This window comes from Acinetobacter sp. F9 (genome assembly GCF_019195275.1).
In the GTDB taxonomy this organism is placed as follows: domain Bacteria; phylum Pseudomonadota; class Gammaproteobacteria; order Pseudomonadales; family Moraxellaceae; genus Acinetobacter; species Acinetobacter pseudolwoffii.
Map to the genome: position 1 here is coordinate 1,612,031 of NZ_CP078068.1, position 23,177 is coordinate 1,635,207.

22 protein-coding genes are annotated in these 23,177 nt (G+C 44.9%); 11 read left to right on the top strand and 11 right to left on the bottom strand.

What is annotated here, in order from left to right:
• The first annotated feature begins 413 nt into the window (after positions 1 to 413).
• The gene (locus KT990_RS07685; protein WP_034609159.1) at positions 414 to 764 is read left to right on the top strand and encodes a Spx/MgsR family RNA polymerase-binding regulatory protein; all 351 of its coding nucleotides are present in this window, start codon (positions 414 to 416) and stop codon (positions 762 to 764) included.
• 70 nt (positions 765 to 834) lie between these two features.
• Here KT990_RS07685 and KT990_RS07690 read toward each other — a convergent pair whose 3' ends face one another.
• Positions 835 to 1,272: a DUF2147 domain-containing protein gene (locus KT990_RS07690; protein WP_005173279.1), complete on the bottom strand. Its 438-nt coding sequence runs from the start codon at positions 1,270 to 1,272 to the stop codon at positions 835 to 837.
• Positions 1,273 to 1,428: 156 nt separating this feature from the next.
• On the opposite strand from KT990_RS07690, the gene KT990_RS07695 reads away from it, so the two are divergent.
• A complete protein-coding gene (locus tag KT990_RS07695; RefSeq protein ID WP_218208575.1) occupies positions 1,429 to 2,340 on the top strand; it encodes an alpha/beta hydrolase in 912 nt (303 codons plus the stop codon).
• A gap of 62 nt (positions 2,341 to 2,402) precedes the next feature.
• Here KT990_RS07695 and KT990_RS07700 read toward each other — a convergent pair whose 3' ends face one another.
• Complete coding sequence (locus KT990_RS07700) at positions 2,403 to 2,972, bottom strand: FMN-dependent NADH-azoreductase (RefSeq protein WP_005094985.1); 570 nt, start codon at positions 2,970 to 2,972, stop codon at positions 2,403 to 2,405.
• A gap of 262 nt (positions 2,973 to 3,234) precedes the next feature.
• On the opposite strand from KT990_RS07700, the gene KT990_RS07705 reads away from it, so the two are divergent.
• Complete coding sequence (locus tag KT990_RS07705; RefSeq protein ID WP_005094983.1) at positions 3,235 to 4,431, top strand: GGDEF domain-containing protein; 1,197 nt, start codon at positions 3,235 to 3,237, stop codon at positions 4,429 to 4,431.
• 31 nt (positions 4,432 to 4,462) lie between these two features.
• Here the strand turns inward: KT990_RS07705 and dsbD are convergent, their stop codons facing one another.
• The 4 genes from dsbD to KT990_RS07725 form a co-directional block, all read right to left on the bottom strand.
• Positions 4,463 to 6,307 (bottom strand): protein-disulfide reductase DsbD, encoded by a 1,845-nt coding sequence (gene dsbD / locus KT990_RS07710; protein WP_416378415.1) that lies wholly within the window; start codon positions 6,305 to 6,307, stop codon positions 4,463 to 4,465.
• A gap of 17 nt (positions 6,308 to 6,324) precedes the next feature.
• Positions 6,325 to 7,080 (bottom strand): transporter, encoded by a 756-nt coding sequence (locus tag KT990_RS07715; protein WP_218208576.1) that lies wholly within the window; start codon positions 7,078 to 7,080, stop codon positions 6,325 to 6,327.
• A gap of 21 nt (positions 7,081 to 7,101) precedes the next feature.
• On the bottom strand, positions 7,102 to 7,644 hold the full coding sequence (locus KT990_RS07720; RefSeq protein WP_005094976.1) for a hypothetical protein: 543 nt from the start codon (positions 7,642 to 7,644) through the stop codon (positions 7,102 to 7,104).
• Between the two features lie 128 nt (positions 7,645 to 7,772).
• Entirely contained in the window at positions 7,773 to 8,141 is a 369-nt protein-coding gene (locus KT990_RS07725; protein ID WP_005094974.1) for an HPF/RaiA family ribosome-associated protein, read from the bottom strand.
• A 1,125-nt stretch (positions 8,142 to 9,266) separates the two neighbouring features.
• Between KT990_RS07725 and KT990_RS07730 the strand changes: the two genes are divergently transcribed.
• The 3 genes from KT990_RS07730 (at position 9,267) to KT990_RS07740 (ending at position 11,457) form a co-directional block, all read left to right on the top strand.
• On the top strand, positions 9,267 to 10,010 hold the full coding sequence (locus tag KT990_RS07730) for an outer membrane protein OmpK (RefSeq protein WP_180074935.1): 744 nt from the start codon (positions 9,267 to 9,269) through the stop codon (positions 10,008 to 10,010).
• Between the two features lie 74 nt (positions 10,011 to 10,084).
• Positions 10,085 to 10,612, top strand: coding sequence for a GNAT family N-acetyltransferase (locus tag KT990_RS07735; RefSeq protein ID WP_005173289.1), 528 nt, complete (start codon positions 10,085 to 10,087; stop codon positions 10,610 to 10,612).
• Between the two features lie 116 nt (positions 10,613 to 10,728).
• Positions 10,729 to 11,457 (top strand): hypothetical protein, encoded by a 729-nt coding sequence (locus tag KT990_RS07740; RefSeq protein ID WP_218208577.1) that lies wholly within the window; start codon positions 10,729 to 10,731, stop codon positions 11,455 to 11,457.
• 108 nt (positions 11,458 to 11,565) lie between these two features.
• On the opposite strand, the gene parE is transcribed toward KT990_RS07740, so the two are convergent.
• Positions 11,566 to 13,446, bottom strand: coding sequence for a DNA topoisomerase IV subunit B (parE, locus tag KT990_RS07745; protein WP_100534542.1), 1,881 nt, complete (start codon positions 13,444 to 13,446; stop codon positions 11,566 to 11,568).
• 1 nt (position 13,447) lies between these two features.
• Positions 13,448 to 14,041, bottom strand: a complete 594-nt coding sequence (locus tag KT990_RS07750; RefSeq protein ID WP_218208578.1) for a YqiA/YcfP family alpha/beta fold hydrolase — start codon at positions 14,039 to 14,041, stop codon at positions 13,448 to 13,450.
• Positions 14,042 to 14,287: 246 nt separating this feature from the next.
• Here KT990_RS07750 and KT990_RS07755 point away from each other — a divergent pair, with 246 nt between their 5' ends.
• Positions 14,288 to 15,619, top strand: a complete 1,332-nt coding sequence (locus tag KT990_RS07755) for a hypothetical protein (RefSeq protein ID WP_005173301.1) — start codon at positions 14,288 to 14,290, stop codon at positions 15,617 to 15,619.
• A 51-nt stretch (positions 15,620 to 15,670) separates the two neighbouring features.
• Here KT990_RS07755 and KT990_RS07760 read toward each other — a convergent pair whose 3' ends face one another.
• The gene (locus KT990_RS07760) at positions 15,671 to 16,198 is read right to left on the bottom strand and encodes a disulfide bond formation protein B (RefSeq protein WP_159138399.1); all 528 of its coding nucleotides are present in this window, start codon (positions 16,196 to 16,198) and stop codon (positions 15,671 to 15,673) included.
• 18 nt (positions 16,199 to 16,216) lie between these two features.
• Positions 16,217 to 17,794 (bottom strand): glutamate--cysteine ligase, encoded by a 1,578-nt coding sequence (gene gshA / locus KT990_RS07765; RefSeq protein ID WP_218208579.1) that lies wholly within the window; start codon positions 17,792 to 17,794, stop codon positions 16,217 to 16,219.
• 211 nt (positions 17,795 to 18,005) lie between these two features.
• On the opposite strand from gshA, the gene KT990_RS07770 reads away from it, so the two are divergent.
• Genes KT990_RS07770 through KT990_RS07780 form a run of 3 tightly spaced genes read left to right on the top strand, consistent with a single transcriptional unit; the run spans position 18,006 to position 20,452 of the window.
• Entirely contained in the window at positions 18,006 to 18,545 is a 540-nt protein-coding gene (locus KT990_RS07770; RefSeq protein ID WP_005173312.1) for a DUF924 family protein, read from the top strand.
• Between the two features lie 42 nt (positions 18,546 to 18,587).
• The gene (locus KT990_RS07775) at positions 18,588 to 19,139 is read left to right on the top strand and encodes a CC0125/CC1285 family lipoprotein (RefSeq protein ID WP_100356997.1); all 552 of its coding nucleotides are present in this window, start codon (positions 18,588 to 18,590) and stop codon (positions 19,137 to 19,139) included.
• A gap of 11 nt (positions 19,140 to 19,150) precedes the next feature.
• The gene (locus KT990_RS07780) at positions 19,151 to 20,452 is read left to right on the top strand and encodes a DUF445 domain-containing protein (RefSeq protein ID WP_218208580.1); all 1,302 of its coding nucleotides are present in this window, start codon (positions 19,151 to 19,153) and stop codon (positions 20,450 to 20,452) included.
• A gap of 166 nt (positions 20,453 to 20,618) precedes the next feature.
• Here the strand turns inward: KT990_RS07780 and KT990_RS07785 are convergent, their stop codons facing one another.
• On the bottom strand, positions 20,619 to 20,906 hold the full coding sequence (locus tag KT990_RS07785; protein ID WP_005173318.1) for a DUF2798 domain-containing protein: 288 nt from the start codon (positions 20,904 to 20,906) through the stop codon (positions 20,619 to 20,621).
• Between the two features lie 241 nt (positions 20,907 to 21,147).
• Here KT990_RS07785 and argS point away from each other — a divergent pair, with 241 nt between their 5' ends.
• Positions 21,148 to 22,938 carry an arginine--tRNA ligase gene (gene argS / locus KT990_RS07790; protein WP_218208581.1) on the top strand — a complete coding sequence of 597 codons (1,791 nt, stop codon included), beginning with the start codon at positions 21,148 to 21,150 and terminating at the stop codon, positions 22,936 to 22,938.
• The last annotated feature ends 239 nt before the right edge of the window (positions 22,939 to 23,177 follow it).

Below are 23,177 nucleotides of genomic sequence, written 5' to 3' on the forward strand. Positions count from 1 at the left end.
TGCTTACATGACATGACGTATTTTTTGGGTTTATCTCGATGTCATAACAGAGCATTATAGCCTCACGGCACAGGGACATGTCAGGATGACAATATAAGGACAGGACGCCGTAGGAAGAAAATAAAACAAACTAAAACATTTAGCTTGTTTTTCATGGATGTGACAATGGACGTTGAATTGAGACCCGCATGATCAGGATGATTAAATGCGGGTTTTCTATTTCCACTGCCTAAAATTATTATTTTTTTTATTGTTGTTTTTCTGGTTAATCATTTTAAAGCGCATTGATGTCATTTTGATGACGATTCTGCCTCCCTATTTTAAATTGTTTTCTAATCATTCTATTTTGCATGGTCGACTGCTGCGAATTTGGTTAAGCTAGGCCATGATTTAAGATGTGTTAGATGGCGAATATGTTAAAAATTTACGGGATTAAAAACTGCAATTCGATGAAAAAAGCTTTTGACCTACTGACTGAGCTGGGGTTGAGCTATGAATTTCATGACTATAAGAAACAGGGCATCGATGCTGATACCATTAAAGTCTGGCTGAATGCGCTGGGTCAGGATGTGGTATTAAATAAAAAAGGAACCACATGGCGCAAACTGACTGAAGAACAGCAGCAAACGGCGCTGTCCAGTGAAGATGCTTTAATTGCCGCATTAAGCACTCATACCAGTTTAATTAAACGTCCGATCTTGGCCACGCCCACAGGTTTTATTGCCGGTTTTGATGACGCGGCTTATCGCACCTTAAGTAATTAATTATTATTCTAAATAATCCATACAAAAAAGCCTGACAGCAGTCAGGCTTTTATCTTTCTCTCGAACTGGATTAGTTTGCACGAACCCAAGTCTGGTTACGGCCTAATGCTGCCACACCAATAAAGCCACGAAGCTCAAGTTTCTTGCCACCATCTGCCAGTTGGCCTTTTAGTTTGTAAGTTTTACCAGATTGCGGATCCAGAATTGAACCACTGTCATAGCTGGTACCACCTGAATTCTTAAGACCTTTCACAATGGTCAAGCCTTTGAGTGACTTGTTCTTGTACGGACCTTCACACTTGGTACAGGCATTTTCTTCACCTGGTGTTAACACAGATTGAATACTTGCTGACAACGTACCGTTCTTTTGTTCAGTAAATTTAACCATGGCCTTAGGCTGCTTGGTTTTATCATCAATGGTTTTCCAAACCGTGCCATTTAAAGGATCTGCGGCATTTGCCAGTACAGATAAGCCTAGTAGTCCTAACATAAGCGCTATTTTTTTCATTTTTCTTCATTTCCTTAGTCTGAAAATAGACCTCTGTAGTATTAAAAAGTCACAACAATTTTTCAATTTTTAGCTGTGACTATTTAGTGTAACCTTGTAAATATGGTTGGTAAATAATCTACATGATCAATAAAAGCACAAAAAGATGGAAGGAAAATGAAGATAAGCCCGTTAACAAAACAATTAATTACAGAAAGCATCTTAAAGACAGTCATTCGTGCCCCGAGCAGATTCAATCTTCCACCGAGTTCAATGCGCATTGCACTGGAGCAGATGTGCAAACTCTTTCCACAAGACAAAACCGTACAAATTCGTTCGCTACGTCTGGCGGGTCTGCGCGCAGAGGAAATTAAGCCGCAGCAAGAGTCGACCCAGCTGATTTTTCATATTCATGGCGGGGCATTTTATTTAGGCTCTTTAAATACCCATCGTGCCTTTATGACTCAAATTGCGGCTCGAACCCAGATGCAGGTACTGCATGTAGATTATCCGCTGTCACCGGAATCTGCCTATCCAGAGGCCTTGGAAGCCTTGTTTGATGTGTATAACTTATTGCTCGATCAAGGCGTTCAGGCCAAAGATATCATCCTGTCCGGTGATTCTTGTGGGGCCAATCTGGCGCTGGCCTTGGCGCTCAAATTACAAAAAGAAAACCTCCCACAAGTGAGTGGTTTGATTCTGTTGTCTCCTTTGCTGGATTTGACCCTGACCAGTGAATCGTTGCGCTATAACCAGAAACATGATGCCCTGCTGTCTCTGGAAACAGTTGAAACTGGCATTGAATATTATGTCCCGCGTGCCATCGATCGGGGTGATCCGGAAGTTTCGCCCTTTTTCGCCGATTTAAGCGGCTTGCCCCCAACTCATATTCAGGTCGGTTCCAAGGAAATTCTACTGGATGATGCCAGTCGTTTTAAGGAAAAAGCCGAACAGGCGGGTGTCGATGTGGAATTTAAACTGTATACCGGCATGTGGCATAACTTTCAGATGTTCAGTACCTGGTTTGAGGAAGCCCAACAGGCGCTGAGCGATCTGGCAGCCTTCGCGCACCGTCTGGATCGAGATTAATCACTGTTCACCCATATAAAAAAGGCCAGCATAGGCTGACCTTTTGAGTTGTTTTTGGATATTTAGATGGCTTGAACCTGCTGCAATGCCGTCTCTAAGGCTTGTGCCTTGATCGTTTCGCCCATGTTCACGCCTTCCGCACGAATCACTTCAATATCGGTTACGCCGGTAAAGTTAAACACGGTTTTCAAAAAAGCTTCCTGAAAATCGGCAGGACTTTGCTCCCCATAAACTCCGCCACGGCTGCTGGCAATATATACTTTTTTATTGCCAGCCAGACCGACAGGGCCCTGTTCGGTATATTTAAACGTACGTCCCGCCACACAGATCCGGTCAATCCAGGCTTTTAAGGTCGATGGCAAACCGAAGTTATACATGGCCGCGCCAATCACCACGATATCTGCCTGTAAATACTGCTGCAGGATGTCTTCGCCTAATGCAGTCTGTTCTGCATTCTGACCCATTAAAATTTCAGCCGTGAGATGTGGAATCGGCTGTGCAGCAAGATCGAGATATTCAAGCTCGATGGCCTGAGCATGTTTTTGTTGTAACTGACTCACCAACGCCTGAGTCAGCTGACGCGAAATAGAGGCATCGCCTAAAATACTAGAATCAATCTGTAAAACTTTCATGGCTTCGCTCTCATCTATGGGGCTATCTAACTAATGCAGCCATTTTAAGGCTTAGGTTGCATGAAATAATTAGCACAGATAAAACACATCATTCTGAATTTAGAACAAAACCAGCTTTAATATTAGAAATTCCTATTTTGCAGACGCCTTAAATATTGTGGTTTATCAAGCGTTAAAACTTATGTTATCTTATGTAAATAAAGCTATAAATAGTCAATAAATCTTAAAAAGTTGCCATAATAATTTAAGTCAGACCGACAACATGAAGCGAATATCGCCTGTATTACAAAAAATAATCAAACACAGAATCACGAAATATCTGGTCGAAGATGAAGTCGTGATGAACTGGAGTATTCTCAAAAAGTGCATCCTGATGCTAACTTTGGGCTGCGGCGTACATCTGACCTGGCTCGGTTGGGATATCTTTGTTTTATTCAATCCAGAGTATTGGCAATATGTTCAGTTAGAACGGGTTCATACCCAAGTTATCCTGAACAGCAGCTTTTTAGCGATTTTATTAGCACTGATTTATCCCTGTTATAAATTTCAGAGCAATCCTCTGGTGGAACGTTATTTGCCCTATCTGGCAGTTGGTACTTTTGTGATTTCGCTGTGCCGTGATGCCTATGTCGTGGGGGTGATCAGTCCTGTGGCCACCACATCCTATGTCTGTTTAATTATGGTGGGACTGGTGCTGTTTCATCGCAGGCTGGTTTATAGCATGCTGATTCCAGCCTCGCTCTTTTTAGGCGGTTGCGCTTATTTGAGCTTCAGTCAGCAATTGCCTTATTCTCCTTTATTCAACATTCAGGACAAACATTTTTATAATGCTTTCTGGCTGTTTTCAATGCTGTATTTCATTGTCCCAATTTTAGCTGTATGCATGGTGTTATTTGAAATTTTACTCAGCCAATGGCGTCATCGTGAAGAACTCATCAAGCAGCTCAGTCAGATTGATCCGCTCACCAACCTGTTTAACCGGCGCAGTATCAATCAATGTCTGGATCAGCTCAATGCTACGGCTGTACCCCATTACGCCCTGGTTCTCTTAGATCTGGATCACTTTAAGAAAATTAATGATCTGTATGGTCATCATAAGGGCGATGAAACCTTGATTGAAGTCAGTGCTGTATTAAGCCAACAGTTACGCGAAAGTGATGTAGTGGGCCGCTTTGGCGGTGAAGAGTTCATTTTGGTGCTGAAAAATACCAGTCTGGAAAAAGCCAAACAAGTAGCAGAACGCTGCCGCAGCGCGATTCAGCAATTACAGATGATGAGTGATGAAGGTGAGCCGATTCCGGTGACTGCCAGTTTCGGAATTGCTATTTCCAAAGCCGAGTTACGCCCACAACAGCTACTCAGTCAGGCCGATCAGGCGCTTTATCAGGCCAAAGCCGGTGGACGTAATCGGGTCAAAGCCTATGCTGAACCGGTGACTGCACAGATGCAGGTTTCTTAAACGGGTTCAGCTTTTTCGATGATTATGAATATTATGGAGTTGAGCTTTGAGCCAGACGTTGCAGCTGGGCCAGCAATTCTGCTTCGCTAAAAGCACCGGTCAAACGTAAACCGCGAATTTCCTGCTGCTGCTCATTCAGAAATAAATAGGTTGGTGGTCCCAGAATTTCCCATTGATTTAAAAGCATTTGATGCGAGGCATTGTATTGGCTTAAATCCAGCTTGATCAGGAAATAAGATGCCAGAGCCTGCTGTACCTGTGCAGATTTTAAAATACGATGTTCAATCGGCTGACAAGCGACACACCAGTCGGCATAGACATCAATCACGATCTTTTGCCCTTGCGGTGCTGTATTCAAAATCTGCTGAAATTCTGCTGCGCTGCGTGCCACATGCCACTGGGCTTCTGTACTGGACTGCTCAACAAAAAACCGCTGACTATGCTGATATTGGCTATAGCTGATATAAGGCAGCGCTATCACCAGACACAGGATATATAACCACCTCAAGCCGGTACGATGCCAGAAAATCCGGAACAGTACATAGGTCACAAAGGCCATGCCCAAGCCTAAGGATAACCACTGTAAAGTCGCTTCTGAAATCAGTGGGCGAATAAAATACAGTGCCAGCGCCAGCATGATAAAGGCAAAGAGCACTTTGATCTGATTCATCCAGTGCCCGGCTTTAGGTAGTACTCGTGCACCCAAAATACTGGCCAACAGTAAAGGTGTGCCCATGCCAAAACCGAGGGTAAATAGCAGCAAGGCACCCTGCCACTGGCTTTGGGTCTGGGAAATAAACAAGAGTGCACCCGCCAACGGTGCGGTCATGCATGGCCCGACCAGCAGCGCCGAGATCATGCCCATGACTCCAGCACTGACCAAACTACCGCCCTGCTGCATGGCCTGAGCCCGATCCAGACGCTGAACCAGACGTTGTGGCAGTTTGATTTCAAACAGTCCAAACAGATTCAGGGCAAACAGGACAAACAATACACTAAACGCAATCAGGGTACCGGGTTGCTGCAACCAACGCTGGAAATTCAGGCCGGCCGAAGACGCAATTAAACCCAGCACCGCATAGACCGCGGCCATACTGCTGACAAAAGTCAGGGCGATCATCCAGGCTTTGACACCTTTGCTATCCCGTACAATCAGCGAGGTCAGGATCGGCAGCATCGGCAAGGAACATGGGGTAAAAGCCAGCAAGATTCCTAAGCCAAAGAACAGTAACAGTCCATAACCCAAAGAGCGTTCAAGCAATTGAGCTGACCATTTTTGGTCTTGTGCCGCACCGACTGCGGGTTGCCCGCTAGGGGATGCAGAAAATGCATCTGCTGTAGATTCTGAGGAATCCGCTGTATTAAACAGGGTATTGTGTTGCAGTGATGACCCGTTTAGATCAAGTAAGCGCTTGCTTCCTGGGCCGGCAGCTTCAAATTGCACCAGACCTGACAGATCTGTCTTGAACTGAATACTTTGCGGCGGATAACAGATTCGGTCTTTGGCACAGCCCTGCCAGCTCACCTGATAGGACTGGTTGGCCTGCGTCGGAATCTGAAACTTTAACTGCTGATAATACACCTGGGTATGCCCATAGTTGTCATCATACAGATCTTTAGCAGGCGGTAATTCAAGCAATACAGGCTGATTGCCCTGCCGCACTTCAATTTTATGCTGATACAGATAATAGTTATCCGGAATCTGCCAGCTCAGTTCAGCCTGTTGCTGACTGGTAGAAATCACATGAACAGGAAAAGCCTGCTCGGCAGACAAGAGCGCTGTTTCGGCCTGAACCGGACTGCTAAACACGAAGCTTCCCAAGATGACCGGGGCAAGTATTTTGCCCCAGCTCTGAAATTGCGGGTTTCTGATCATCACGAAACTGGAGTGTCCTAGAATAAGAAGGATACGCCTAAACCTGAAAAGTAGCTTCGCTCTGCACCGTCCAGATCAACTCCCACACTGGCATCCAGCTGAACCCGGTCATTAAGTGCATACATTACCCCAGTGCCAAGCGCGTATTCATTATCGATGCTTTCAGCTTTACGGTAAATCAGTTCCGAATAGCCTGACCAGCGATCGGTGATCTGGTAGCCGATCGATGGAATCGCAGCTATGGCCCAATTGCTGTCCTGCCATTCATAACGCATAGTCAATGCGGTACTGACCAAGTCATTATATTGGTACGATACGACAGAACCCAGGCTGTAAATATCTTCTTCATTACTGAAACCGGCATTGCCTGTCGCAATAACTGCTTCGGCCAGCAAGGCCAGACTCAGTTTGTCATCATCCAGATCAATGGCTTTTTTCAGACCAATACTGACATCGCCCAGACCATCATTTTCATTCGTCTGACCGTTGGATTTGACTTGTGACCAGACAGGGCCTTCCCAGCCCAGACGCAACTCCAGACCATCACTAAGTCCGGTACGTAACAACATATCTGCATTCAGTGTCGTTACCGTTTTCTCGCCCGACTTGCTGTAGCGGGCTGTGGGCAAACCTTGCTCCCAGGCAACATTTCCGACCGGGGTAATGCCTGTACTCAGACCTTCACCTAGTCGATCAAATTCAAAATCTGCTGCGAAAAGTGATGCACTGCAACCAGTCAGTGCAATTAAACCCAAAGTTTTTAATATTGTCATCTTGGTGCTCTTTATTAAAATTTAACCCAGTTCTTTGCTCATTTTTGCGCCATGACTACGCAGGAGTTCTAGCGTCTGTTTTTCTTCATCCAAGGCTTCTGACCAGTTAATTTCATCAAAATCACAATCGAAGAACAGGTCACTGATCGAAGATAAAATGGTCATGCCATCTTCATCTTTGCTATTTGGATCAACTTTTTCATCGAGTAAACGCTGCACGGCAGGTGCACATGCGGCACTTGCAGCATCCCATAATGGGCCATAAATTTCTTCTGCATCCCAGAGATGCAAATTCACTTTGGCCTGGATCAATTCTTCCAGAATTTGTAAATGTACAGCCAATCGTGCCTGTTTTTCTTCAGCTGAAAGTGGTGTGCCGGCTTCATATAACTCGCATACCTCTTCCCACCATTTAAATAAACCATCTGACCAGACCGAAATTACCGGGCCTTTGTCATGATCAATAAAATTTGGATTGAGTCCATCTGCCAAAAGCTGCTTTACCTGATCCAGATTTAATTCTTCGAGTGCTTGCACAAAAAGTTGTTGTTGCGCAGTTAACATGATGGAGCTCACTTTCATTCGTTTTCGACTATTATGCCGAATAACGTGCGGCTTTGTTGCGCTTCTCACTATTATATTTTTGTTTCATACAAAAAAAGCCCCGCAGGGCTTTTTAAAATCGGTCAGCATTACTCGTCAATCTCTGCTGCAGTATCTGTATCTGCCAGTGCTAAGGCACCAGGACGAACATTGTCTTTTTTCTCAATCACATGTTCCAGACTGCGTTTTAGCCGGTCAATCGCACCACGAATGGCAGTATCCACATTGTGAGCGCGATGATTGACGACCACGGGTTTTAACCCTGCAGGACGCGCTTCTATCATGCAGCGAATATCATCATCACCGCCTTTGGCGCCATTTTCATCACTGAGATGGACTGAAAAATGAGTAATACGCTCGCTATGGCGCTGGAATTCTTGATTTAATTCTTCACGTACATAATCAATTAAACGCTCACTATTCTGAATGTGTTTATCTGTACGAAGTTCAATATTCATAAATTACCATCCTCAATCTTTGTAACTTTTTGAGTGCAAAAATTTTTATCTTGGCACGTTTGTAGCTTGCTGTTTCGCATCGCATTTCACTTCTTCAAATGATTGGAATTACACCCTCCACTTTGAATGATGAACACATTTTTGAGTCTGCAGAACCGTGTCCTTATATCTCGAATATCAGCCCTATCTTGAAAATATGCAAGTCCTATTTTGGCTTTTTAGCAAAAGAATAATGGATTGTGACAACTGTTTACTCAGCTTAAAATAGGGTTATTGACCTCTCTCAATTACATTATCATTCATATGATTTCATCAAAAATTAATAGCGAAATATTCTTATAAAAAAGTACAAATAACATCCAAACCACTCTATTCATGAGCTGAAATAATGGCAAAATCTGAAGAGTTTATCTGAAAATCTCAGAAGCAATAATCAAGTAGATTTTCTGGGAAATATAAGCGTGACAAGCCTTACAATGATCCTTCCCTCTGCTAGGCTGGTGATTGTTTTCTACTCTTCTTAAAGATTTTCAAAAATTCTTATATCTTCCCCTAAACACAATGTTCTTATGGCTTTTTGTATGCAGGAAATGACCGGTCAGGATGATTTCTCCACAAGCCAAACAGTTTAATAAATAAACAAAAAACTTTGATTAAAGCTTGAATTTATTACACAAAATGAACAGGAATTTAAAGATTCTGGCAGCTATAGTCGCTTAAATACCGGCCAAATAGCTTCATCGAGCCAAACATTTTCATGCTTTTTAGCAAAATATTCGCCCTAAAAATACATCGCTATTGTGCTTTCTCTTTTTGATGAATGATGAGATGGCAATCTTGCAAACTCAAAACACTTAAAAAACAGTGAGATTTAAATTCGATTAAAGAGAGTTTCAGCTTTATTATTTCAATAAAGCTTTCTTGGTTTTTATACTGCCTGATTTAAATTTTTTTTAATAATAATGACTTAAAAACTCATCTCTTATTTTCGGAAATGTCTATCGATGAGATCAAATATTTCCTCATGCTGAAGACTTGGAGATATTTAGGTCAACGATCAATTTTAACTTTATTTTTACGCATTAATCTGTATGCTTACTCTGCTTTCTTGGGGGAGAGATTTAAATGAAATTGACACAACTCGCGGCACTTTGTGCATTGGCTACCACTGCAACATTTACCCAGGCAAAACCAATCTGGCAAGACTTTAGCCTGACCGGCCTTTATGGTGAAAACTATAAAGTACCATTTCCAACTCAAGATGAAAAAATTGAGCAAAGCACAGTTACTGCTGAATATGCCGCTGGTTTTAAATATGGCGATTTCTTTGCCTTTGCGGATCGTACCAACAATGATCCAAATGGTAACGAAACCTATTTTGAAGTTGCACCACGTTTAAGCCTTGGCGCGGTAACTGGCCAGAAACTTGAACTAGGCCCTATCACAGACATATTGATTGCAACGACTTGGGAAGGCAACAGTGCCAAGGGTAGTGATTTTAACAACTACCTATATGGTGTTGGTTTTAATTTAGCGATCCCTTATACCAACTATGCAACCATCAACTTCTATAAAGCCGACAATGATCTGCAAAAAGATGATTATCAAATGACGATCACTTATGCGGTACCATTTAAAATTGGCAGTGAAGAATTCCTGGCAGATGCTTTCCTGGATTGGTCAACTGCTGAAGGCCCCGATCATAAAAGTGAACTCAACTGGACCAGTCAATATAAATGGAATGTGGGTAAACACATTTCTCCCGAGACTAAACTTTATCTAGGTATCGAGCATTCGGTCTGGAATAACAAGTTCGGTACAAATATCGACCAACATGATGTCAGTGCACTGGTGAAGTATCACTTCTAATTGAGGTATGATCAAAGGCAGAACTTCGGTTCTGCTTTTTTCATCCCTTATTCAAGCCAAACTAGAACAAAAATATGCATCATTTTCAAATTCGACATGCCACCGAGCATGATCTTGAAACCATCCTCGAGATTTATAATCAAGAAGTGCTACATGGCACTGCGACCTGGAACAGAACAGCCTTTGATTTGAACTATTTTAAAATCTGGTTTAAGCAGTTGAAGAATCAAAATTTCCCGGTTTTTGTGGTTGAAGATAGACAAGATCAGCGTGTTGCTGGCTATGCCTGCTATGACCAGTTTCGTAGTATTCAAGGCTTTCAACACACGGTAGAACATTCAGTTTTTCTAAATCCGGATTATGCAGGACAAGGTCTAGGTTCTAGCTTATTAAAGCATTTAATTGAAGAGGCTCAAGCACAGCAATTGCATATCATGGTCGCAGCGATTGATTCAGAAAATATCTCGTCGATTCGCCTGCATGAAAAACTGGGCTTTGTGCAAAGTGCTTATATGCCGCAAGTTGGACAAAAGTTTGGTCAATGGCGCGATCTGGTGCTATTACAACTGAATTTGGAGCAGGCCGAAGTAACGGCTCTTTAAATCTCCTGTTATTTAGACCGGCTTCTCTTTTATTAAACTGGTATCGAAACAGACACTCTATTTACTTCCAAAGCTGGCTATGTTTTATTCAGATCAAAGCCGTCCAGAGTAAAACAATGTATAAATCTCTATGTTGTATTGGTATTTTAACTTTAAGTACACTAACTTTTGCCGATTCAGATTTTGAAAAAGAACTTCGTACAAGCTGCAGCAAAGTGAAGAGCTACGCCAATAATGGCAAAAAATTCTATGATCAAAAACACTATCAACAGGCCATAGCACAATTTAAGCAACAAGCTGCCTGGTCATCTTTTTGTGAAATGAACCGGGATGAAGCTAAAACCTCTTTCTCTGAACAAGCCATTACAACAGCATTTAATAATGTGGGTTTAAGCTATAGCAAACTTGGCAAGCCTCAATGGGCACGTGCCTGGTTCTCCGTTTACCCCGATGCTAAAAGTAGTCAATTTAATTTAAAACAGCTTCCTCCACCTAAAAAGGACACTGAACTTGCAGGTACTTATGTACAGCATGCCGGTTTTGGTGCCTGGAGTACGCTGAAAATTGTCAAACAGCAGCAACATTATGCGATCGAATATGAAGGTCTCTATATGGGCTTACGCAGTTTGATTTATGGACCAAATCTAGGTGGATTTAATACCACGATGCCACTGAATAAAACACAGGCACAATATCGCTCTGGAGACTGCAAAATCGATATCTCTTTCGGCTTTGATGCCAAACTCGGAAGTCGTGCAGTGCTTAAGCAAAATAGTGGTGATTCAGGTTGTGGCTTTGGGCATAATGTTTCAGCGGCAGGAGTTTTCTTAAAAGTAGAGAATTAATCGGTTTCAGATATAAAAATGTCAGTGCTCAGATCGAAAAAATAGGACTTAGATTCAAGCCAGCAAAAAGCCCGCAGTTGCGGGCTCTTGATCTAAAAAAGAGTGCTATTACACGATAATATCCGCCAGATTGCCTTTTTGCTCTAACCATTCCTTACGGTCACTGGCACGTTTTTTCGCAAGTAACTTGTCCAGTAAACCTGCGGTAAAATGACTATCATCCAAATCCAGCTGCACCAAACGGCGTGTATTTGGATCTAAGGTCGTTTCACGTAACTGGCTGGCATTCATCTCGCCCAGACCTTTGAATCGGGTAATTTGCGGATTTTTGCTTTTGCATTTTTTCAAAATACCATTGAGCTCGTCATCATCCAGGGCATAGTGCACGTCTTTGTTGTCATCAATCCGATACAAGGGCGGCATGGCAACGAATAAATGCCCTTCTTCCACCAAGGTCGGGAAATGCTTGACGAACAGGGCACAGAGCAAAGTTGCAATATGCAGACCGTCGGAATCGGCATCGGCCAGAATACAGATTTTGCCATAACGTAGTTCTGACAGGTCATCTGAACCCGGATCGACCCCGATCGCAATCGCGATGTTATGCACTTCTTGCGATGCCAAAACTTCATCCGAAGAGACTTCCCAAGTGTTTAGAATTTTACCGCGAATGGGCATAATCGCCTGGAAGTTTTTATCACGCGCCTGTTTGGCAGAACCACCCGCAGAATCGCCTTCCACAATAAACAGTTCCGACTGATCCAGATCATGTCCAACACAGTCGGATAATTTACCCGGCAAGGTTGGACCGGCCACAATTTTTTTACGTTCTACTTTTTTCGCGGCTTTTAAACGGCGACCCGCTTTGGAAATGGCCATTTCAGCCAGTTGCATCGCGATATCAGAATTCTGGTTCAGCCAGAGTGCAAATGCATCTTTGGCAATATTCTGCACCGTACCTGAGGCTTCACGACTCGACAGACGCTCTTTGGTTTGTCCCGAGAACTGCGGCTCCTGGAATTTCAGCGACAGAATATAGTTGACACCATCCCAGACATCTTCCGCAGAGAGTTTCATATTACGCGGCAACAGATTACGCAGCTCACAGAATTCACGCATGGCATCGGTCACGCCTGAACGTAAACCATTGACATGGGTACCGCCCTGCGCGGTCGGAATCAGGTTGACATAGGACTCCTGAATGCTATCGCCGCCTTCTACATTCCAGCAAATCGCAAACTCGGCACTGGCACGCTCAGCGTCACCTGTTGCAACAAAAGCCGGTGCAGGAATGATTTCACGATCCTCAAGCTCATCCATCAAATAGTCGACCAGACCATTTTCAAACTGCCAGCTGATCTTTTCGTCATTGATCTGGTCAACATAATTGATCTGTAAGCCCGCAGCCAAAACCGCTTTGGCTTTGAGATTATGCTTTAAAGCTTTTAAGGCAAATTTGGGTGAATCGAAGTATTTGGTTTCAGGCCAGAAATGTACCGTAGTTCCCGAGGCGCGTTTAGGCGCCTTGCCTGCCAGCACTTCAAGTGGAGCCGTCGGCTCACCATTTTCAAAGGCCATTTTATACAGGTTGCCCTGACGCTGAACTTCGACTTCTACACGGGTCGAAAGCGCATTGACGACTGAAATCCCCACGCCATGCAAACCACCGGAAAACTGGTAGTTATCGGTGCTGAACTTACCACCGGCATGCAGTTTGGTCATGATGATTTCAATACCACTTTGACCATATTCGGGATGAATATCGACTGGCATACCACGACCGTTATCTTCGACAGATAATGAACCATCTTTACAGACCGTGACGGTAATCTTGTTGGCATGTCCGGCCAAAGCCTCATCGACAGCATTATCAATCACTTCCTGCGCCAGATGGTTCGGACGAGAGGTATCGGTATACATGCCCGGACGACGACGTACCGGATCCAGACCAGATAAAACTTCAAGAGATTGAGCCGTATATTGAGACACGTTATTCGGTTTCCTTTTTTATGCAGTCCAACAAAAACTGTAAAAGCAGCGGAATTTTCTCCGCAAAATCATCCATCCCGTGACTGCCATTTGCTTCGGTCATCAGCATTGCAGGGGGACGCGCAGCACTATAATAACGATGTGCTTCACGATAATCCAAAACTTCATCGCCTTGTTGCAGCAGAACCAGCATTTTGTCTGCATCTTGTGCAACTGGCAGGGCCAATTGTTGCAGTTGCAGCAGATCTGCATCATCCAGACACCAGTTCGGATGCACCTGCAAAGGCAGTTGCTCGTCAAACAGTTCACGAAACAGTTGCCATGGTCGTATTGCCGGATTAATCAGTACAGCAGGCACAGCATGCTGTGCGACCAGATATGTCGCATAGAATCCGCCGAGACTGCTGCCCACCAGCGCCACATCTTGCATTGACTGAATCTGCTCGGAAAGCTGCTGAATCGCAGCCAGTGGCGACATATTTAAATCAGGCAAATGCACCTGAACCCCGGGGTATTTTGCACAGTAGTGTTGCAGCAATGTCCCCTTGATCGAGTGGGCATTACTTTTAAAGCCATGCAAATAAATAATATTCATGAACTACCAACAAAAAACCCATTCATTATCAAAATTTAATTTAAAAAATGTGAAGTACACTACAATATCAGACCCGTTAATTACTTAAATTGTCTGACAAAAAAGCCAGAAGTATTCTGTAATTCTCGCTATTTTAGAATGAGGCCCTCAATATCTGGAAACTCGACAAGAAAAAGAATTTATACCGCGAAGTTCTTTAAAAAGAAAGATGACAAATCATGCGGCTCATTGAAAGGACAGCATCAGATGCCAAGTTTGACACCGTTACATGAAACCTATTGTCGCTGGGACCGAACCCCACCGAGTCAGGCCGATGTACTGGAAGGTCTGGCGCAGCTGGTGACGACGCGCTTTAACGACGTTATTCAGGAACTGATCAAGAGTATTCAGCGTGAAATTTTAATGAGTATTTTTGGTTTAAGTGAGAATAATTCACAAAAAATTCAGAATATTCCGTCGATTGCCCGGCTCTATCAAATGTCCTATGACATGCTGTTTCATTATGGCAATACCCTGATTGCACCCGGTCTACGCCAGATTATTGAACGTTTTCCCAAACTGCATAATAAGCCGCTGACGCCTTCCTTGCATTTTCTGGTCAGTGCCTTAAATGGCATTATTGGGGATTATCTGCTGAAATATCAAAACCCTTTGGCCTTGCCCATGGTGATCTATGATCATTATGGCTCATTGCAAAATGGTGAGCTGAGCGGACGGATTACCCTGTTTGTACATGGCTTATGCATGAACCATTTAGACTGGTCAAATCGAAAATATGAAGGGATTGGAGAAAAATTACTGGCCCAGCGCGACCGCAATACCATGCTGTATCTGAATTACAATACTGGTCGGCGAATTTCAGCCAATGGCCGCAGTCTGGCCAATACCTTGCAGGATCTGGTCGCTCGCAATCCGAGAATTACCAGTATTGACCTGATCGGGCATAGCATGGGGGGTCTGGTCTCTCGTAGTGCGCTGTTTTATGGCAAGCAGAATATGTATGGCTGGATCAATATGGTGGAGAATCTGGTCTGTCTCGGTTCACCGCATCATGGTGCTGTTCTGGAACGTTTTGGGTTTAGCTTGCAGGACAAACTTGGACATTTCCCGCTGATCCGGCTGATTGGTCATCTGGTCAATATTCGCAGTAACGGAATTCTGGATTTACGCCATGGCAGTGTCCGTGATGATGACTGGGAGCATAATGCGCTTCGGATCGGCTTTATGGATGACAACCGTAAACCTGCCCCGATCCCGTCGCATATCGACACCTATCTGGTTGCAGGTACGATCGAATTTGAAAACCGCAAAAACAAGACCCTGCACGTGATTGGCGACTATCTGGTCAGTATCAAAAGCGCTTTGGGCGAGCATCCCAATCCGCGTTTCCAGCTCAAAGTTCCGGATGCCCACAAGGCTATTTTCTATGGCTTGAACCATTTCGAGATTCAATATCATCCGCTGGTCGCCGAACAGGTGGCACGCTGGTTCTATCCAAGTGTAGAAGATGAAGCCTTTGATCAAATTCGTGAATATACAATTGATCTGGAAAGTCTGGAAGGTATTGCCCTGACTTAACTTTCAGCGCATTAACAAGCCCTCAATTGAGGGCTTGTTAATGCGAACTTATTAATATTTATCTCTGAGCCGTTTAACCGGTGCAGTTTTATATTTGCGCAGCAGTTGCCATAGACTGACCAGCAATAAAATACTAAAGAAGATCAGAGACCAGACCGGCAAAGATTGCCCCAAGAAAATCCAGTCAATGGTGGCACACTCGCCAGAACCATTGAGTACCTGTTGCAATACCGACTGCATTGGCAAGGTTTCCAGCCAGTATTCCAGGCCAGGACCACAGCTCGGCACCTGATCCGGTGGCAGATTCTGTAACCAGACATGCCGGGCAGCGACGCCCACAGACCATAAAATACTCAGCGAACCTAGCAAGGCATAGAGCCGCTTCATGATATTGGATTTAGGGTTATGCAGACATGCGATGAGTGAGATGATCCCCAGTCCAATTAATCCCACACGCTGAAACACACACAGTGGACAAGGCGCCAGGCCTTGTACATGCTCAAGATATAAGGCAAATGCCATTCCAATGACAGCAGCCAAAAATAACATACCACTCACGAAGCGATAACCCCATTGCATGGTGAATCCTCTTATTTTTTATCGATATTGGGCTAAATAATCAGCAAAACTGACGCTGCTATCTTGCTCGAGTTGCTGTTGTTGCTGCAATGACTTTTGTGACATTTCTTCAAAATAAGCCAGAGTTTCCGAGCTGAGCTGGTGTGCTTCATAAACACTGCTATGTTGCTGAGCCAGATGCTGGCCAAAGTGCCACATACTGCCTTGAGTGCGTGTATCGCCCACCACCAGGGCAGATAAAGTCGCATCAACTTCATCGACCCGGATCTGCATCATTTTCATGGCATTGCTATACAGATCGGTTGCATAGGTCTGATTGAGCAGCTCGGCCAGAGGCTGCATGCGTTGCAGATGTATGGCACACCAGTCTTCAATCGGATAGCATTGACCATCTGCCAGAATTGCAGCATTCGGCGCACGGCCACGATTTACCACTTCGGTCTGATTCTGCTCAATGATCTCCTGCTCCTCACTGAAAAGTGCTGGACTGTCCTGCAATAAACAATACAAGGCCACCACCTCCAGGAAGCCGGCGGTGTCTTCATTGATGCCAATCGGGCTATATGGATTGACATCGACTGCACGCAGCTCGACATAGGCAATCCCGCGATTTTCCAGTGCTTGAGATGGGGTTTCACCCTCTTGTGGCACCTGCTTCGGACGTACCAGACTGTAATATTCATTTTCGATTTGCAGCACATGATCATTGATCTGAGTCGGCTGGCCATCTGCTGCATTCAGTCCAAGACGACTAAAGGGTTTATACGGCGTTTTGACTGCTTTTTGCAGTCCTTCTAGATAGTCTTGCAAGTTATTATAGTGAATGCCGAGCTGTTTCTGGGCTGAGTTCTGGTAGCCAAATCGTCCCATACGCAATGCTGTCGCATAAGGGGTATACAGGGTGCCTTTTACCAAGGGCAATAGATGATGATCACGACCGGTCATAAAGCACTGGCAGACTGCCGGACTGGCACCGACCAGGAACATCACCAGTGGGGTCAGACGAATAAAGTTACGGATCAGCCCCATATAGCGGTGGCTGCGATAATCCTGCAGGCTTAAGTCCTTGAGTGCTTCATCCTGCTCCTGCTGCTGTAAGGCTTCGAACAGATGATCCGGGAAAGACAGGTTATAATGCACCCCTGAAATGGTCTGCATACGGCGACCATAACGCACCCCCAAGCCATGACGATACAAGGTTTTAAATAAGCCGATATTCGAGCTGCCATACTGCGCCAACGGAATACTTTCATCGCGGCTATCCAGCATGCAGGGCATCGACATCGGCCAGAGTTTTTCCTCATTTTCCAGATGACGATGCACAATCGCGTGAATATCAGTGAGATAGTCCAAGGCTTTTTTGATCGTGTCCTGCGGCGGCGTAATAAACTCCATTAAGGCTTCAGAATAGTCTGTGGTGATATGTGGATGAGTCAAGGCTGAACCCAAGGCACGCGGATGCCCTGCCTGTGACAGGAAACCATCACTCTGCATACGTAAGCTTTCACGCTCAATACCACGCAGCATGCCTTTGATGAGTGACGACTCTACCCAGGTCGGTAACACATTTTGGGAAGTCGGTTCAGGTTGACTCATTACAATCTCGCTTAAAGGGGCTAAACTATTAAATTAAAATCATCAGTTTAATCAGTATAACGTGATTTCTGGCCGGCACATGATAGGCTGTCTAGTTTTCAGGCAAACCATTGATTTTTAATTTGGCAATTTTTTAACACAAAGTTCCTCTATAAGACATGTGAAATTTGTGATTTTATGAATAAATAAATGCTAATGAATTGTAAATGTTATGAATTATCAAGATATTTTAGACTTCTGGTTTCATGCTGACAGCCAGCCGTTGTGGTTTAGCCAGAGTCATGAATTCGACCAAAGTATCGCGCGGCAGTTCATGAGCACGCATCAGCAGGCCGCCCAGGCTGAACTCTGGTCCTGGCGTAAAACCGCCGAAGGCCGTCTGGCTGAAGTTATCGTTCTAGACCAATTTTCACGAAATTTATTCCGTGATTCGCCGCAAGCTTTTGCTCAGGACAGTCTGGCACTGGCCTTGGCGCAAGAAGCTATTAGCCTGGATCTGGATCAACAGCTCAGCCCGGAACAACGCGCTTTTTTATATATGCCTTTCATGCACAGTGAGTCTAAACTGATCCATGAATTCGCATTAAAGCTGTTCCAGCGTCTGGGCAATCCGACCAATCTGGAGTTCGAGAAAAAGCACAAGGTGATTATCGACCGCTTTGGGCGCTACCCCCATCGCAACCAGACCCTGGGTCGTGACTCGACCGATGAAGAGTTAACCTTCCTGACCCAGCCCGACAGCAGTTTTTAAAGCCTGTTTTTGTGACTGGATCATTGCATCAGGAGATCGAACATGAAAAATATGCTACTGGGATTGAGTGTGATCGCTGCCATCAACCTGAGTGGTTGTGCCACGACGCCTTCAAAACCATTAACGTTTGATCAGTTGGGCCGCTACAGTACCACGCCACTCAACAACAACACTTATCGGATTGGGTTTCAGGCCCGGCCCAATATGAGCTTTGGCACGGCTGAGGAAATTGCCCTGGTCAAAGCCGCGCAGACCACTGTGCAAAATGGCTTTCAGTTCTTTAGAGTGCTGAATGATCCAAGTAATCGTACCCAGCAACCGCCACGTCAGGCAATCGTCTATCCGGCACCGAGCTATTATCCATATGGTTATTACCGTCGCTATCCGGGGTTCTGGCCAGACCCGTTCTATGACCGTCCTTATACTGTCACCCTGGATCCTGCTCAGGTGGCCTATACCATTGAATGCTTTAAAGCCGGTCAGGCACCTAGCGATGCTTTCGATGCGCGCTTGATTTTACAGTCACTTGGGACTAAATATGGTCTAAGTCCATCCGGCGCAGTGCTGCAACCGCAACCGGCCAATCCCTCTTGACAGGATGATCTATGCAGACAGAGAGTATCTCACCGAACTTACAACGCAGTAAACGTTTTGCGACCATCGCGCTGGTGGTCGCGGTACTGATCTGGTTGGCACTCATGCTTGCTGCCAAGCTGCTGCCCGAATATGTCTGGCTGATTCATATCCTGATGCTCTCTGCAGAAGCCGGTGTGGTCGGTGGTCTGGCTGACTGGTATGCGATTACCGTACTGTTCCGTAATCCTTTTGGCCGCTTGCCGATCCCGAAATTTTTACGTGACCATACCGAAATCATTCCCCGCAACAAGGCCCGTATTGCAGAGTCGATGGGCCGTTTTGTGCAGGAAAATTTTCTCTCTCCGCAAATTGTACAGCGCAGTCTGGCCAGTACCGACCTGAGTCTGGCCGCGGGGCGCTGGCTGGCCAATCCACAGAATAATGCCCAGGTCACCCAGGTGATCCAGCAAACCGTGCCTAAAGTTTTTGAATTTGTCGGGCAGGAACAGATTGCCGGATTTATCCAGAATAATAGCGTGCAATGGGTCAAGAACACCCAGATCAATACCCTGGCCAGCGAGATGCTGCGCGCCGTACTCGAAAATGATTTCCATCAGGATGTACTGCAACGCGGCCTAGACGTGGTACATGCCTGGATGAGCTCACATCCTGAAGAAACCCGGGAACTGACCCGTAACCTGTTCAAGGAAATGGGAGTCTGGAAACTGGCCAAAGGCGCGAGCTGGATCGGGATTGATGTGCAGCAACGCAGCATTGATTCTGTCATTCAGAGGGTTGAAGCGATGCTGGCCGATCCGGATCATCCTTGGCGGCTTAAAATTGAGGAAACTGGACATCACTGGATGTTGCAACTGGCCGACAACCACAGTGAAGCCAGCCAGCGTCTGAATGAAACCAAGGATGCCTTGCTCGATAGCCCGCAGGTGCTGAATTTTATCAGTGGTGCCGTGGTGATTTTATGTGATGCCATTAAAGAGGATTTGCAAAAACCGTATTCCGGTATTGCCGAGAATCTCAGAATTGCGATTCAGCAGGTGGGGGAAAATATTATCTCGAATGCTTTAGTACGTGAGCTGCTGAATAAACGTCTTAGCGGGATCGCGGTGGATCTGAGTGATCAGTACAGTGAAAAAGTGATTCGTTTCATTAGCGAGCGCATTCACGAATGGGATTCGACCGAGATGATCGACAAGATTGAAAATGAAGTCGGTGGCGACCTGCATATGATCCGGGTTAATGGTGTCGTGGTCGGTGCCTGTATCGGTCTGGTGCTCGGGATTATCCGGGCGGCGGTGGAGCATCTGATTTAAAAACCATTTTCTCTTTGATACAGCTTGGCTCTTTAACAGATTCAGGCTGTTTGGGGACAGAATAAAATCAGCCCAACCTTAAAAATAAAACCTGCCTGCCCTATTTTTCACATCGGCATTTTTAAAAGGCTGAAACCCTTACTATTGTCAGAGTTGTTTTAATCAATCACTTCGGTGCTTGAGGGCCGGACATATCCACCAATAGTCCGGTAAATTTGCGGACAAAAGGTAATAAGGTCACCACGACTGGAAAGGCAATTGCCCAGGAAATCATCCAGTTGTGAAACCAAAGTGGCATGAATCCATCAATCCAGCCTAAATTGCGCAGCATATTGATCATGGAAATGATACCACTCATCAGACCAGACAAGATAAACGGCACAATAATCAGTGCCCATTTCGCCGGAAGTTTAGGAATATTGCCAATAATGGTCGGATGTTGTTGCGAATCCACGGACTGCTCTTTTTCTATATTTTAAGATCACTAATATAAGCCAAATTTTATACTTCTGAAGGTGCATTTTTATTAAAATTGATGTTATTTTCACCCGATTGATCACATTCTCCCAAAGACCAGATTGTAAAAAATCTGTGGGGTGATCGTATAAATTTTATTCCCTAGAAATGCTTTTACCTAAACAGCCTGAAATTTGCTATATTTGCTGTTTTTCTGCGATCTCTATTTTCGACTGATTATGAATACGGCAATACAAGCAGCTCTCGATCATGCAGTGCACACTTTACAGGCACAAGGCGTACTCCCATCTGACTGGAAAAACAGCAGTAGTTTGACGCGTACCAAAGACCGAACACACGGTGATTTCGCCTCAAATATCGCGATGATTGCCTCTAAAGCTGCGGGTATGAAGCCGCGTGATTTAGCAGAAAAAATGCTTGCTGTTCTTCCTGAAGTGGCGGATATCAGCAAAGCGGAAATCGCAGGTCCTGGTTTTATTAACTTCTTCCTCAATGCAGACCAGCGCTTTGTGGTACTCGATCAAATTCAAGCACAACAAGATGCTTATGGTCGCACCCAGGTCAATGCGGACAAACGCATTCAGGTTGAATTTGTCTCTGCCAATCCGACCTCTAGCCTGCACGTGGGTCATGGTCGTGGTGCCGCGTATGGCATGACCGTTGCCAATCTTTTAGAGGCAACTGGTGCCAAAGTAGATCGCGAATACTATGTCAATGATGCTGGCCGTCAAATGGACATTCTGGCCACTTCAACTTACCTGCGTTACTTAGAATTAACCGGTCAGGAACTGATGTTCCCGAAAAATGCCTACCAGGGCGACTACGTAAAAGAAATCGCACAAAGCATTATTGATCAGGATGGCGATGCGTATGTACGTCCTGTGGCTGACGTGTATAAAGACGTGCCTGAAGATGTACAGTTTGCAGCTGAATTAGATGCAGATGGCAATAAAGTCGTATTGTCTGGCGATAAAGAAAAACACATCGATGGTTTGATCTTTAATTCACAAGCGTTAATTGGCAAAGGCTACCGCGTATTCTTGCAAGCCGCGCTTAAAGCAATCCTAGATGATATTAAAGATGACCTGGGCGAGTTCGGTGTAACCTTCAATCAATGGTTCAGCGAAGAATCATTGACAGACAAAATTGAAGAAGCCTTACAGACCTTAGATCAGCGTGGTTTCCTGTATGAACTGGATGGCAACATCTGGTTTAAATCGACTGCATTCGGTGATGAAAAAGACCGTGTCGTGAAACGTCGTAATGGTCAGACCACTTACTTCGCGTCTGACATCGCTTACCACCTGAACAAGTTACAACGTGGCTATACCGATATTATTGATATCTGGGGTTCAGATCACCACGGTTATATCGCACGTGTAAAAGCAGCGATTGATGCGCTGGGCTATGACTCGAAAAAATTAACGGTTCTTCTGGTTCAGTTCGTGAGCCTATGGCGTGGCGGCGAGATGGTACAAATGTCATCCCGTTCAGGCCAGTTTGTGACCTTGCGTGATCTGCGTAAAGAAGTCGGTAATGATGCCGCTCGTTTCTACTACGTAATGCGTAAGTCTGAACAGCACATCGACTTTGATCTGGATCTTGCTGTGTCACAAAGCAAGGACAACGCAGTGTATTACATCCAGTATGCACATGCCCGTATCTGTCGTATGTTAGAAAAAGCAGCTTCTACCAACGTTAACTTTGATGCTACAGCGGCACGTAATTTGGCGGCTAAGCTGGAGCTTGATGCTGAAACTGAAATCCTGGCCAAACTAGCGGCCTATCCAGAAATTCTGGTCCGTGCAGCAAACAGCTATGAGCCACATCAAATTGGTAACTACCTGAAAGAGCTGGCAGCATTGTTCCACGGCTGGTACAACGACAATAAAGTACTCGGTGATGATGCTGAATTGACTCAAGCGCGCTTATTGTTATCAGTGAACGTACGTCAGGTACTGCGTAACGGTCTGGAACTGCTTGGTGTATCTGCTCCTGAAAGCATGTAAGCAAAACACTGTTTTGCATGCTCGCAAGGCGAGAGCTAGGCTCGAAGTGAGCATATAAGCAAAACCTTGCCGTTTATCTGCTAAGCAGATATTTTGTAACTTTAGCTACGTGCTTGAAGATACAGGTAAATTAAAATTCTGTGTGATTTGTGATCTAGAGGATGACTTTTATATCCTGATCACATAGGATGAAGTAATAGTAAGGGCATAACTGCTGTTATGCCTTTTCTATATGTCCC